General features: G+C 53.2%; 12 protein-coding genes. All 12 read left to right on the top strand.

Annotated elements, in window-relative coordinates:
- The first annotated feature begins 2 nt into the window (after positions 1 to 2).
- The gene (locus EBB79_RS22605; RefSeq protein WP_164860899.1) at positions 3 to 818 is read left to right on the top strand and encodes a sugar phosphate isomerase/epimerase family protein; all 816 of its coding nucleotides are present in this window, start codon (positions 3 to 5) and stop codon (positions 816 to 818) included.
- Entirely contained in the window at positions 808 to 1,344 is a 537-nt protein-coding gene (locus tag EBB79_RS22600) for a DAK2 domain-containing protein (protein WP_164860898.1), read from the top strand. The genes EBB79_RS22605 and EBB79_RS22600 overlap by 11 nt, the downstream gene beginning before the upstream one ends.
- 5 nt (positions 1,345 to 1,349) lie before the next feature.
- On the top strand, positions 1,350 to 2,381 hold the full coding sequence (locus tag EBB79_RS22595) for a dihydroxyacetone kinase subunit DhaK (protein WP_127751303.1): 1,032 nt from the start codon (positions 1,350 to 1,352) through the stop codon (positions 2,379 to 2,381).
- Positions 2,378 to 3,298, top strand: a complete 921-nt coding sequence (locus tag EBB79_RS22590) for a tagatose 1,6-diphosphate aldolase (protein WP_127751302.1) — start codon at positions 2,378 to 2,380, stop codon at positions 3,296 to 3,298. Before EBB79_RS22595 ends, EBB79_RS22590 begins: the two co-directional genes overlap by 4 nt.
- 153 nt (positions 3,299 to 3,451) lie before the next feature.
- Entirely contained in the window at positions 3,452 to 4,189 is a 738-nt protein-coding gene (locus tag EBB79_RS22585; RefSeq protein WP_164860897.1) for a GntR family transcriptional regulator, read from the top strand.
- A gap of 16 nt (positions 4,190 to 4,205) precedes the next feature.
- Entirely contained in the window at positions 4,206 to 5,621 is a 1,416-nt protein-coding gene (locus tag EBB79_RS22580) for an L-fucose/L-arabinose isomerase family protein (protein ID WP_127751300.1), read from the top strand.
- Between the two features lie 94 nt (positions 5,622 to 5,715).
- A complete protein-coding gene (locus EBB79_RS22575; protein WP_127751299.1) occupies positions 5,716 to 6,768 on the top strand; it encodes an ABC transporter ATP-binding protein in 1,053 nt (350 codons plus the stop codon).
- A 33-nt stretch (positions 6,769 to 6,801) separates the two neighbouring features.
- Positions 6,802 to 8,148 carry an ABC transporter substrate-binding protein gene (locus EBB79_RS22570; RefSeq protein WP_127751298.1) on the top strand — a complete coding sequence of 449 codons (1,347 nt, stop codon included), beginning with the start codon at positions 6,802 to 6,804 and terminating at the stop codon, positions 8,146 to 8,148.
- Between the two features lie 80 nt (positions 8,149 to 8,228).
- The gene (locus EBB79_RS22565; RefSeq protein ID WP_127751297.1) at positions 8,229 to 9,137 is read left to right on the top strand and encodes an ABC transporter permease; all 909 of its coding nucleotides are present in this window, start codon (positions 8,229 to 8,231) and stop codon (positions 9,135 to 9,137) included.
- Between the two features lies 1 nt (position 9,138).
- Positions 9,139 to 10,002 carry an ABC transporter permease gene (locus EBB79_RS22560; protein WP_238705163.1) on the top strand — a complete coding sequence of 288 codons (864 nt, stop codon included), beginning with the start codon at positions 9,139 to 9,141 and terminating at the stop codon, positions 10,000 to 10,002.
- A gap of 9 nt (positions 10,003 to 10,011) precedes the next feature.
- Complete coding sequence (locus tag EBB79_RS22555) at positions 10,012 to 11,124, top strand: nucleoside hydrolase (RefSeq protein WP_127751296.1); 1,113 nt, start codon at positions 10,012 to 10,014, stop codon at positions 11,122 to 11,124.
- Between the two features lie 531 nt (positions 11,125 to 11,655).
- The gene (locus tag EBB79_RS22550; RefSeq protein ID WP_238705165.1) at positions 11,656 to 12,633 is read left to right on the top strand and encodes a substrate-binding domain-containing protein; all 978 of its coding nucleotides are present in this window, start codon (positions 11,656 to 11,658) and stop codon (positions 12,631 to 12,633) included.
- Positions 12,634 to 12,707 lie beyond the last annotated feature (74 nt).

The following is a 12,707-nucleotide window of genomic DNA, read 5'->3' as shown; positions in this document are numbered from 1 at the left end:
GGATGAAGACATGGCAAGATGATGTGGCCCCGATCTTTGCGACTGTGGCCGACATTGGCTTTGACGGCGTCGAGGTTTCGCTCCTTGGCATCGGGAGAAACCGCGCAAGGGAAATTCGCGATGCGGCAGAGAACTGCGGTCTAGAGTTGACCTGCTCCACGGGATTGGGGCCAGACGCTGATCCGACCTCGACCGATCATGATGTGCGCAAGACGGCGGTGGCCGTGCTGACTGAGGCCATCGAAGTGACGGCACTGCTGGGATCGAAAAGTTTGGCAGGTGTGGTCGCCGCACCGTGGGGTCTGTTTGATCCGGCCAACAAAGGTGCACGGGCTGATCAATCGGCCCGGACATTGGCGATGCTGGATGAAGTGCTGTCTGACCAGGGAGTCACGCTTGGTATTGAGGCGCTAAACAGATTTGAAAGCGATCTGACCTCTACCGCTGCCGAAACATGCGCAATTGCACAGGCCACTGGGTCGGACCATATCGGGGTCTTACTCGACAGTTTTCACATGAATATCGAGGAAAAAGACCCTGCTGCGTCGATCAGAGCCACGGGACAAGAGCTTTGCCACTATCACGTTTCGGAAAATGATAGAGGGGTGCCGGGCAGTGGTCGCTATGACTTTGCATCCGACGCCGCAGCGCTGAAACAGATCGGCTATGCGGGGTGGGTCGTCGCGGAAATGTTCGTAACTGCGAGTAACCCTGCCAGCGCAGACCTGAACATCTGGCGTAATATCGAACCCGATCCGACCCATGCCGCGAGCCAGACACTGGCGTATCTACAAAAGGTATTTGGCGATGTCTGCTGACCGGTTTTTCACTGCACTGCACCGCAAATTCACTAACAATCTGGCGCATCTGAACGCGCTTGATGCTGCAGTAGGAGATGGGGATCACGGCTCTACAATGGTGCGTGGGTTGGCCAAGGCCGTCGCCGCTGATGAGGGTAAGCGCGCCAAGGCATTCATGCGCGCTTCTGGCGGAGCATCAGGCACTCTGTTCGGTCTGATTTTGATCGCGATCGAAACTTATCTGGACAGCGCTGCTGACCTGACCTCCGGTCTTGCCACCGCCTGCGATCGAATTTGTGACCTGGGCGAGGTCAAGGTTGGCGACAAAAGTATGATCGATGCCTTGGCGCCAGCAGTCACTGCAATGAAAAGTGGTGATCTGGCCGCTGCGATTTCTGCAGCACGGGCTGGTCGCGACAGCACCCAGCCATTGGTCGCGCGGCGGGGGCGGGCCCAATATGTCGAGCAGGGCGGTAAAGGGCATATCGACCCTGGTGCCGTTTCAGTCGTCATTTTCCTTGAAACCCTAGGTGAACTGGACTGACCGGCATGAAAAAACTATTCAATTCGGCCGAGACGATGGTGGATGATATGCTTGACGGTTTTGTCAGCGCCTATCCGCAGGTGACGCGGGCAGAGACAGATCCGCGAGTGATCATTCGCCAGAGGAACGTCAAAAATCCTGATGAAAAAGTAACGCTGCTGATTGGCAATGGTTCTGGCCACGAGCCGATTGCGATGGGGTTTGTGGGGCAGGGCATGTTGGATACAAATGTTGTCGGTGACGTCTTTGCGGCGCCCTCGGCTGATCTGATCCTGGATGGTATAACCGCAGTGTCCGGCGCGGCGGGGTCGATCCTGCTGATCTCGCAACACTCAGGCGATATGATCAACGGGCGCGCGGCAACGATGATGGCGCAGGACGAGGGCATTAATGTGCTGGCTCTGCCAATGTATGACGATATCTCGGCAGCTCCACCGACGCGTAAGAAAGACCGTCGTGGGGCACCGGGCACTATGTTTATCTACAAAATCCTTGGCGCTGCCGCTGAAGAGGGCAAATCGCAAGTCGAGCTCTTTGAGTTGGGCGAGGCGGTGCGGGATCGGATTGTCACCCTGGCTGCGGCAGTGTCGCCAGGGGTGTCGCCGCTAACTGGTCTGCCGATGTTCAGCCTGCCGGAAGACGAAATTTTCCTCGGCATGGGGGTGCATGGTGAGCCCGGTGTCGGCCGGGTGAAAGTTGGGCCGGTGAACGAACTGGTTGATCTGATGGTTGATAAGCTGCTTGTAGATCGCCCCATTCCCAAAGGTGGGCGGGCCTGCGTAATCATCAATGGTATGGGCGGCACTACCATGATGGAGTTACTGACCATCTGGGCAGAAACTGAGACTAAACTGGCTCGCCACGGCATTCGTGCAATTTCGCCAATGATCGGAAGCTACGTCACGACACAGGAAATGGGTGGGTTCTCTATCTCGCTGATGGAGCCAACGGACGACATGTTGAACTACTGGTGCGCACCCTCTGATACGCCAGCTTTTCCCCAAATAAATTACACCAAAATGGAGCAGACATCATGACCCAGGTATCGTCCATTTTGGATAGTCTCGTATATGGGGTTGCAGTTGATCAGGGCAGTGGGCTTGAGGCCGCGATAAAACAGGCGCGAGGTTCTGCATTCCGTGACGACGATCTGTTGAATTTCAAACGTATAGTCGTCGAAACGTTGAGCCCCAATGCAACAACTTTGCTGGTGGATTCGAACTATGGCCCAGATCTTTTGGAGTCCTATAGTGTAAGTTGCACAAAAATGTTGGCCTACGAGGCGGATGTTTATCGGATCTCGGACGAGGACCGGATCACCGCATTGCCCGAGAACTTACGTGTTTCCGACTTTCCAAAACTCAATGCTGAGATATTGAAGTTTTTCTTATATTTTGGTCCAAATGATCCTGCCGCACTGAACCAAAAGAAATTCGACTTGGTTCAGGACGTCAGTCGTGAATGTAAGGCAAATGGGCTGACTTTTTTGTTTGAGCCTATCGTCTACGACCGTGCCTTGCCTGACGGCACTTCGGCGGAATTTGCGCGGGCCAAGCCTGAGCTGGTACGCGCCGCAACAAAAACCTTTGCCGATCCCAAATTTGGTGTGGATATCCTCAAAGTCGAAATCCCAGTGAATTTTAATTTTGTTGAGGGACATGGTGGATCGCAAATGTCGCGCATCGAAGCCGAAGCTGCATTTGTTACTGCTGCCGAAGCGGCGGGAGATGTCCCGCTATTGTACTTGAGCGCGGGTGTAACTTTTGACCAATTCCGCGATGCGCTGGCTTTTTCACGGCAGGCAGGTGTGCGGTCCTTGGGCTTTATGTGTGGTCGCGCAATTTGGAGCGATGCAATTGACATTTTTGGCGCCAGTGGGCCAGCGGCGATGGCCAAATGGATGGAGACAGTGGGGCGCGATAGGCTGTCTCACTTGAAGGATGCGATTGCGTGACACTGTTTCAGCCATGCAAAAAGACGGCAGGTTCCAATCTTTACGGATCACATGCGTATTGGTTGCGCCTTATTGGTGGAGCAAAAGTGCCTGACTTGGATAGAAAGTTCTGATTTGATACAATCAATTCAACTTATCCAAGAGACAGGTGCCATGACAGACACAGAGCTTCCGAAATACCGGATCGTCCATGATGAACTGCTAAACAGATTGCAGATCGGACATTATTCAATCGGCACCCGTTTGCCGACCGAGGGCGAGTTGTCCAAGACATTTGATGTCAGTCGCGTCACAATCCGTAAAGCCTTGGAAATGCTGGTTCGGGCAGGATACCTGACAGCCAGACAAGGCAGTGGCTATATTGTGGCTACGCTGTCGCCACCATCGTCAACTTGCATGGCGTCGTTTACGGACCAAGTGTTGATCGAAGGGCGTATGCCTGGTGCCAGGCTTTTGCGAGTGGAAAACCCGGCTACAGAGCTGCCAACGGCGGTGGCAAATCTGTTTGATGAACCGCTGGTATTGGTTGAACGGTTGCGCACTGTCGATGGCGCGCCAAAGATGTTGACCCAAACGTGGATCCCACTTCGGCTGTTGCCGGGCCTGACCGAAGGTGATTTCCCCGAAACAGGACAAGGTCAGTCGATCCTAAGGATCCTAAGGCAGAGGTTTGGCCTAGAATGGACGACGGCCTGCGAAACGCTTGATTCCGTCATCGCGGGGTCCGAAGTCGCTGATCATTTGGGTATCGCTGCCGACTCCCCAATTCTGTCTCAGGCTTGTACCGCTTTTGATCCCCACAATAAGCCTGTTTTTGTGGATCAGGTCTATCGCCAGGGCCCGATTAATTTTGATTTGTCTGGTGGCTCAGCCCAGCAGACTGGAACCTAAAAGCAGGAGCGTCAAAATGTCTTTGACCATTGGTGTAATCAACGCCTCCCTTCCCAGCTATTTTCCGCAGGAGCATGGCGTGTTCGACGCCGCGAGCGCGATGCTAGACGCAATAGCCGAGCGTGAAGGCTATACAGTCATCCAGGCAGATGGCATCCCGATGGACGCGACCGAGGCACGCGCTGCGGTCTCATCCTTGACGGCTGCTGGGGCCGATTTTGTATTGGTGCTACATGGTGGTTTCACCATGGGAGATGTTGTGAGGGAGATCGCAACGGCAGCCTTGCCCCTCGGTATTTGGGCGACACCTGAGCCAACCCTGACAGACGATATTCAGTTGAATAATTTTGTATCTCTGAACATGTCGATGTCCATTGCACGTGGTGTGCGTGATTTGCAGGCCAATCCGGTGCAATGGTATCTTGGCGCACCGACGGATCAACAGCTGGTTGCACGGTTGGAGCAGACGTTCAGTGCCCTGCGCGCCCGCAAAGCACTGAAGGATGCGCGCATTGGTGTTGTTGGAGGCCTTGCGCCAACGTTCTACAACATGGAAGTGTCGTCAGATACTTTGATCCGAAAATTGGGTGTGACTGTCGATCATATCGACATGCATACCATGATCAATCTGATGGCTGTCCAAGACAAAGACGATGTCGCGACTGAGTTGCGGGATATGACCGCAACAGCAAAAGTGCGCGGTGTTTCGGATGCCCAAATGGATCTAACGGTCAGGGCAGTTTTAGCGTTGCGTCAGATTGCACATCAAGGCGATTATGACGCTTTGGCAGTGTCTGATTGGCCGGCCCTGCAAGAGAATCCGGGAATGCATCCTGGCGCTGCTTTTAGTTGGCTGGAAGAGCGCGACAATCTGCCTGTTGCCTCAGAAGGTGATGTTCTGGGCGCTGTGACGCAGTTGGTGGTCAAGGCGCTAAGCGGCCGGGTCGGATGCCTTTTGGATATGACCTCGCCGGATCTACAGCGCGATCAAATTCTGATGTGGCACGGTGGCGGTGGACCGCTTTATATGACCAAGGACGCGGTGCACTGGATCAACCATCCGATGATCGGACGCGGCACCGAGACTGGTCCGATATATGGGGCTATCGCAGATTATGAATTTGCCAATGGGCCGGTGACAGTGTTGCGTATATCGCGGCATGGTACTGCTCAGTTCTCCGTCGAGGGTCAGATCTCACCCGGTCCGGCCATTGGATTTGTTGGCTGCCGGGGCTGGGTTGGAAAGTTTGAAACCACTGCGGGTCCCTGCAGTGCGGCCGACATTGTGACCACCGTTATGGAGCAGGGCCTGGAGCACCATTTTGTTCTTGTTCCCGGGGCATTTCGCAGCACGTTTGAAGAATTTGGCCGTTGGTGTGCGATGACTTCTCTGGATGTCGTTCCAGCGCACGCCGGGCTGCCAGCGATCTGAAGTTGGCGTGGCTTTTTCAGTTGACAACCCGGGATTCTCATTCATATTTGTATTAACAAATTGAACACTACTATTTCGATGGAAGGAGGTCTCGGTGACAAAAGTTCAGCTAAAAGGCGTTCGAAAGGATTTTGGCGCTTTTACGGCTATCTCCCACATCGATCTAGAAATTGGGTCGGGCGAATTGGTTGCTTTACTTGGCCCTTCTGGGTGCGGCAAGACCACGACATTGCGGATGCTCGCAGGACTAGAGGTGCCGTCGGCAGGTCAAATTCTGTTTGACGACGAGGATGTCTCGGAAGTTTCTGTACAGAAACGCAACGTTGGAATGGTGTTTCAACGCTATGCGTTGTTTCCGCATATGACCGTTGAAAAGAACGTAATGTTTGGGCTGAAGGTGCGTAATACACCCAAGCTCGAAATGCAGGAACGTCTAGAGGAAATCCTTGATGTCGTTCAGCTGCAGCAGTTCCGGCATCGTTTTCCTGCGCAATTGTCCGGTGGTCAGATGCAGCGTGTCGCAATTGCTCGTACTTTGATTACAAAGCCGTCCGTTCTGATGATGGATGAGCCGCTAGCGAATCTTGATACCAAGCTGCGAGGAGAGATGCGGCGGTTCATTCGCGATCTGCAGCAGCGGCTGGGGATTACAACGATATTTGTCACCCATGACCAAGTCGAAGCGATGGAGCTTGCAGATCGTGTTGCCGTTATCTTTGATGGTAAGCTTGCCCAATATGACAAGCCCGATGCGTTGTATCAACGACCCAGCAGTGTCGAGATTGCAGACTTTATGGGGGCCAGCAATATTTTCCCGGCCCAGATTTCAAATACTGGACTTGCAACAGCGCAGTTTGGGACGCTGCAATTGGATTGCAATGTCACGCCAGTAAAAGCGGGGGCAGGGTCCATTCTGTTGCGTAGCGAAGCGATTGATCTGTGGGTCGATCGGGCCGACGCGCAGGGCAACATCATCTCCGGGACCATTACAGGCCGCGAATTTTTTGGCGCGACCGTAAATTACAGTGTCGATTGCTGTGGTGACACGATCATCGTGAACGAACAGGCACGTCGAATGGTCGACGTCGGACAGGACGTCTGGTTGACCATCCCCCCGGATCGCATCTGGGTCATACAACACGACTGATCAAATCAATCATATTCTCAAGGGAGGGCGAAGATGAAACGGATTTTGATAGGGCTGACTTCAGTGGCCAGTTTGATGGCCACGGTTGCAGTGGCGGAAAACGCGGCAGCCACGAGCTTTCGTGATAGTTTCCTGAGCGGCAGTACAACCTGGGAGGACGTGCAAGCGCGGGCACAAGAAGAAGGAAGTGTGAACCTTTACTATTGGGGTGGCAGTGATCCAATCAATATCTGGATGGATCAAGTGGTGGTCACTGACCTGGCCAAACTGGGGGTCACACTGAATCCTGTCCGGATCACCGGAACCAAGGATGCGGTCGATCTTGTTCTGGCAGAAAAAGGCGCTGGAAAAGGCCCGGGTGAAGGTAGCGTTGATGCGATTTGGCTAAATGGCGAAAACTTTGCCACACTTAAGCGCCGGGATGCTTTGTTTGGCGCCTTTGCCGACAGTATGCCGAATAGTGCGAATATCGAATGGAGTGATGAAGACCCACGTTCGCTGTTGAACTTGCGCGACTTTGGTGTGGAAACGGGTGCCGCCGAAGTGCCGTGGTCTGGTGAGCAATATGTGTGTTCGATCAACACGGCCCGCGTTGATAAGGCTGCCGCACCCAGTACCTTTGCAGACCTGCGCAGTTATCTGGAAGTGAACCCCGGTAAGTTCACCTATGTGAAGCCGCCACATTACATCGGCAACACCTTTGTACAGTCTGTCATTTATGCCCATAATCCTGATGGAAATGGTGCTGTTCCCTTTCAGTCGTCCATCGAAGACGTAGGCGCCGAAGAACTTGCGCGCCTTATCACTCCGGGGATGGAATACCTGAATGCATTGGAGCCGTTGTTGTTGGGTGCGCAGGGTGGCAATGCACGCTATCCAGAAGATAACGCTGCACTGGACGGCATGTTCCTGAACGGAGAGGTCGATTTTGCCTGTAAGTTCGGCTTGTACGCTGTGGCGACTGGACTGAATCTCGGGACTTACCCCGAAGGCGCCGAAGCCTTTGTGTTTCCGGAAGGGAACATGATCAAGAACAAGAACTTTCTGGCGATTCCGGCCAATGCGCCAAATCCGGCGGCAGCTTTGATCATGGCAAACTATATGACTTCGGTCGAGGCGCAGGTGTCCAAGTTGAAATTCACCGGTATGCCTCCTGGTGTTGACCCGTGGCGGTTGGATGATGCGCAAGTTCAAGCGCTTGTCGATGCCTCGCCCGGATTGGTCGGGATCACCCAGGCCGAACTTGATGCCAACACGGCCCCTGACACCAATGCAACCTTGGTCAATGTGATCGAGGCCACGTGGCTGGAGTACATTGAACGCGACAGCAGCGACGACATCGCGACCATTGTGGCGCGTGCGGTTGAGAACCTGAAATAGGTCACTGGCCGACGTAAAATACTTCTGATCCCGGCTGTGACCGGGGCCAGATTTTTTGACTGTCTATCAGAGGACAAAATATGACAGCGCCCAAGACCAAGGAATTGGCCCGTCACCGTCGGGAACGCATCTGGATGTGGGCTCAACTCGTGCCGGTCCTGGTGGTTTTGGTGGTTTTGTTCGGCGGAGCACTGGTTCTGGCAGTGGCGCAGTCGCTGGGGTTTGCGCCGTGGTTTGGTGTCAATACATTTCCGGACTTCAGTTATTTCGCAGCCCTTTGGGGCGCGTGGTCGTTCTGGCGATCGCTGGGTCTGACACTGTATTACGCCATTGTTTCAACGGGAATTGCGCTGGTGATGGGCATCATTCTGGCGCTTGCAATGGTGCGGCTGTTTCCTGGCAAAACACTGTATAAATATCTCTACAAGTTGCCCCTGATGATCCCCTACACGGTAGGCATTGCGCTTGCCGTGATCATGCTGGGAAACGGCGGGATGCTGTCGCGTTTGATGGCATTTGTGGGCCTGATCGGAGATCCGTCTGAGTTCCCTCAGATCCTGAAGACCCACTATGGCTGGGGCATTATCACAGTCTATGTCTGGAAACAGACACCGTTCGTGACCCTGACTCTCTATGCTGTTTTGCTTGGCGTCGGCCGCGAGACGGAAGAGGCCGCCGCGATCCTTGGAGCGAACAAATGGCAGATATTTTTCCAGGTCACGTTACCTCAGATTCTGCCAGGCATCATATCCTCAACGTTGATTATTTTTGCCTTCAACATCGGTGCGTTTGAGGCCCCGTTCATTCTGGGTGGCGGCTATCCTGACACATTACCGGTGATCGCATGGCGTTACTTCAATGATGCTGACTATTCCCTGCAATTGCAGGGGATGGCCACCGTGGTGTCGATCGCGCTGATCGCAGGCGGTATTCTTTATAGCTATCTGGCGCTTTATAGGCGCTACGAACGTCGCATCGGGAGAAGCTGACATGGCGCGAGGCTCGTTCAAAACCGCACTCAATTCCCGTCTGTCGACGTTTCAGAAAATATACTTGCTGCTTATTGCAGGCTTTATCCTTGGTCCGTTCATTCCGCTGGTCATCCAAAGTTTTGCTTTTCGCTGGGCTTGGCCAGACATGTTGCCGGGAACCTGGTGGTTAGAACAGCGCGAAAATACGCTCATGCCGCTGGCCTGGGATTACGTGATTTCACCATATAGCCGCGTCTGGGAAGCGACGCTGAATACCATGTTTATCGGTACGGTCGTCACTGTCATTTGCCTTGCGATTTGCCTGCCAGCTGCACGGGTTCTGTCACGGGAGACTTTTCCAGGAAAACCTGCGTTTGAGTTCTTTTTGTCGATGCCCCTGATCGTCCCAGAGGCGGCGATAGGCATCGCGTTGCTGATGATTTTTATCCACATTGGCTTGGCTGGGACCTATACAGGCATCATTATTGTCCACCTGATACCGACCATCCCCTATATGATCCGGATGCTTACGGCTGTATATCAGGGACTTGGTCGGGATTTTGAAGAACAGGCAATGATCCTGGGTGCAAACCGATGGCAGGTGATGTGGCAGGTGACATTGCCGATGTTGCTGCCTGGTGTGGTTGCCGGCGCGCTTTTCACCTTTTTAGTGTCGACCAATATCTTTCTGCTGACCTTCTTTCTGGGCCAGGGCAAGATCGTCACGCTGCCCACACTGTTGTTCTCAAAAATCTCTGGCGGCACGCTCGATGCCTCTGCAGCCGGTATCACGCTGGTGGTGACGGTGCCGGGAATTATCCTGCTGCTGATCACCGAGCGGTTCATCAAAGAAGAGGCCTTTGGAAAAGGTTTTGGAAATTAAGGAACGCATATGACTTCTCTGACTGAAATTGCAAAACGTTTCCCGACGCTTGATCGGTCCTTGATGGAGCGTCGTCTGGGTCGACCAGGGCCGAACCCGCGGGTCATAATCGACACTGACACTGCCAACGAAATTGATGATCAATATGCACTGGCCTGGGCTTTGCTTTCGCCAGAGCGGCTGCGGTTGGAAGGTGTCACGGCGGTTCCATTCTCGTTTGCCCATCATCGAGATCAACTGATCCGATCAGTTGAAATCATGCGCAGCGGTGGCCCCAAAGATTCTGGTGAGGAAGAGTTTATGGGCGGCCTAGGTGGATGGGCGCAACGGATCATAGACACAGGGCGCAAGGCCGAAGACGTTCGGTTCGTCAGCGCCGAAGAGGGCGCTGAGTTATCCTATCAAGAGATCCAGCGCATCTTTGACAAATGTGGAGTGGACGCAAGCGGCAAGGTATTTCGCGGCGCACCGGGGTATCTGCAAGATTACGATACCCCAATATCGACACCGTCGACCGACTTTATCATTGAAGAAGCTCGCAAACGTGCAGACGGACCTGTGTATATTCTGGCGATGGGGGCGCTGACCAATATTGCGTCGGCATTGCTAATTGCGCCAGACATCATTGACAACATCGTCGTGGTCTGGACCGCGTCCTTTCCAAGCTATGCACCGTTTAACAATCAGCCGTCACTGAACTTGGTTCAGGACCGACTTGCATCACAACTGTTGTTTGAATGCGGCGTGCCGCATGTCTATCTCCCTGGTTATCATGTTGGGGCGCAGCTGAAAATCTCTTACCCGGAGATGGAAAGTTTTGTAAAAGGCAAGGGCGCAATAGGGGATTACCTATGGCATCTTTACACCCACAATCCGCTACATGAAATGTTTGCCATCACAGACCCCAAAACCAAGACCTGGGTTATTTGGGACATCATCAACGTGGCTTGGCTGTTTGACGATGCCTATGTCTCTACGCATTTGACAACGTCACCGATCCTTGATGACGCACTGTACTGGAAGGCCGATCCGGATCGGCATTTCATGCTAGAGGCTTATGATCTCGATCGTGACAGTATATTTGAAGATCTTTATAAGACACTGAACCGTGCACCGGACTGAGAAACAGTGTGTTACGTCGCAAAATTAGGCGATCTCTGGTTCTGATGAAATGGACGGCTCTGACGCTACGTGTCGGCTGTCAGGCTAGATAGCGTTGGGTATCGGTCTTTGAACTTGAAGCTGTGGCGCCGCCGACTGTGTTGATTGATCTCAAAGGTTGCTGTCATCCTTGGACTGCCAATCTGATCCCGATCAAGATTGGCTAAAACCAAATCACATCATCAGGTGATAGAGCTATGTGGTAGCGGCCGATAACCTGACAATCCTGCTCAAAATCATCAGTCGCCCCCAAACAGTCTGAACTGCCCTAGATGTGAAATTAATTTCACATAGTGCGATTTATTTACGTTGGCGTTGACCGTTTTCTTACGTGCTCATACTCATGTGTTATGAAGTTTCTTGCGGACATTGAAATAAATACCGCAACCCGGCGCATCCGTGCCATTGTAAAAAAGGACCTTCAGTTCAGATGCTCTAGGGAGGAGTAAGATGATGAAGCATAACGTTACTGGAATTCTGGCGTCTCTCGCCATGACAGCCTCGGTTATTTCTGTCACCTCGGCACAGGCCGAAGGCGGACTGCGGTGCGAACCAGGAGAGACATATATCATGAACGTCATGGTCTCGGGTCACCCTTATTGGGTTCCGGTCTACCAGGGGTTCAAACAGGCTGCCGAGGCCTTTGGTTGCGAGACCGTGTTCTCGGGCACTCCGGATTACGACATTACCAAACAGATCGCGTCGTTTGAACAGGATATGGTCAAACAACCTGCTGGCATCCTGGTTCACCCAATGCAGTCGGACCCGTTTATCGAGCCGATTGACCGCGCAATCGACAACGGCACCGAAGTGGCAACTTTTGCTGCGGATTCGCCCAAGTCAAAGCGGACGGCCTATATCACGTCGGACAATTTGGCCGAGGCCAAGTTTGCCGCTGAAGAGATTGTCAGCCAGATTGGCGACAGTGCAGAATTTGCGGTTTTGGAAAATCCGGGTCAGTCCAATCATGACCTTCGGGTCACCGCGCTGCTGACATATATGGAAAAACACTACCCCAACATGAAGCTGGTCGGCCGTCAGGCGACCAATCAGGACAGCACCGCAGCTTACCGTGCCACGGCGTCGATCTTGCAGGCCAACCCAAATCTGGGCGCTTTGTGGATCCCTGAGGCAGGCTCGGCTGAAGGTGCAGTTGCTGCCATTCTGGAAGCCAAGGCAGATGTTTTGGTAATGCATGCGGATATCACTCCGACGACGCTGGAGCATATCAAGGCCGGCAATATCCATATGGCGCTAAATCCGAACCAGGCAATGCAGGGGTTCATGGGTTTTATGTCCACCTTCCTGGCGGCGCATTCCGAGGTCTTTGAACCGTTCAACGACTACAAAGTTTCGGGGTATAACCCGATGCAAATTCCCTTTGTTGACAACGGGTTCTCCGTGATCACCAAAGAGAATGCAGACAGTTTTGATCTGAATGTTTACATGGACGGTCGCGATCCTAGCTGATTGCTTTCCTACCCTTTCTTGGCGGGCAGTATGCCTAGGAATACTGCCCGCCACTTTTCAAATTGCAGAACAGT

The organism is Parasedimentitalea marina (genome assembly GCF_004006175.1).
GTDB lineage: Bacteria > Pseudomonadota > Alphaproteobacteria > Rhodobacterales > Rhodobacteraceae > Parasedimentitalea > Parasedimentitalea marina.
Note: the sequence above shows the minus strand (reverse complement) of the source record. Positions and strands in the feature narration are given on the sequence as shown.

Bases quoted from the DNA above. Each gene is read 5' to 3' on its own strand.
- EBB79_RS22605 (WP_164860899.1), top strand. From the start codon at position 3: ATGAAGACATGGCAAGATGATGTGGCCCCGATCTTTGCGACTGTGGCC.
- EBB79_RS22600 (WP_164860898.1), top strand. From the start codon at position 808: ATGTCTGCTGACCGGTTTTTCACTGCACTGCACCGCAAATTCACTAAC.
- EBB79_RS22595 (WP_127751303.1), top strand. From the start codon at position 1,350: ATGAAAAAACTATTCAATTCGGCCGAGACGATGGTGGATGATATGCTT.
- EBB79_RS22590 (WP_127751302.1), top strand. From the start codon at position 2,378: ATGACCCAGGTATCGTCCATTTTGGATAGTCTCGTATATGGGGTTGCA.
- EBB79_RS22585 (WP_164860897.1), top strand. From the start codon at position 3,452: ATGACAGACACAGAGCTTCCGAAATACCGGATCGTCCATGATGAACTG.
- EBB79_RS22580 (WP_127751300.1), top strand. From the start codon at position 4,206: ATGTCTTTGACCATTGGTGTAATCAACGCCTCCCTTCCCAGCTATTTT.
- EBB79_RS22570 (WP_127751298.1), top strand. From the start codon at position 6,802: ATGAAACGGATTTTGATAGGGCTGACTTCAGTGGCCAGTTTGATGGCC.
- EBB79_RS22565 (WP_127751297.1), top strand. From the start codon at position 8,229: ATGACAGCGCCCAAGACCAAGGAATTGGCCCGTCACCGTCGGGAACGC.
- EBB79_RS22560 (WP_238705163.1), top strand. From the start codon at position 9,139: ATGGCGCGAGGCTCGTTCAAAACCGCACTCAATTCCCGTCTGTCGACG.
- EBB79_RS22555 (WP_127751296.1), top strand. From the start codon at position 10,012: ATGACTTCTCTGACTGAAATTGCAAAACGTTTCCCGACGCTTGATCGG.
- EBB79_RS22550 (WP_238705165.1), top strand. From the start codon at position 11,656: ATGACAGCCTCGGTTATTTCTGTCACCTCGGCACAGGCCGAAGGCGGA.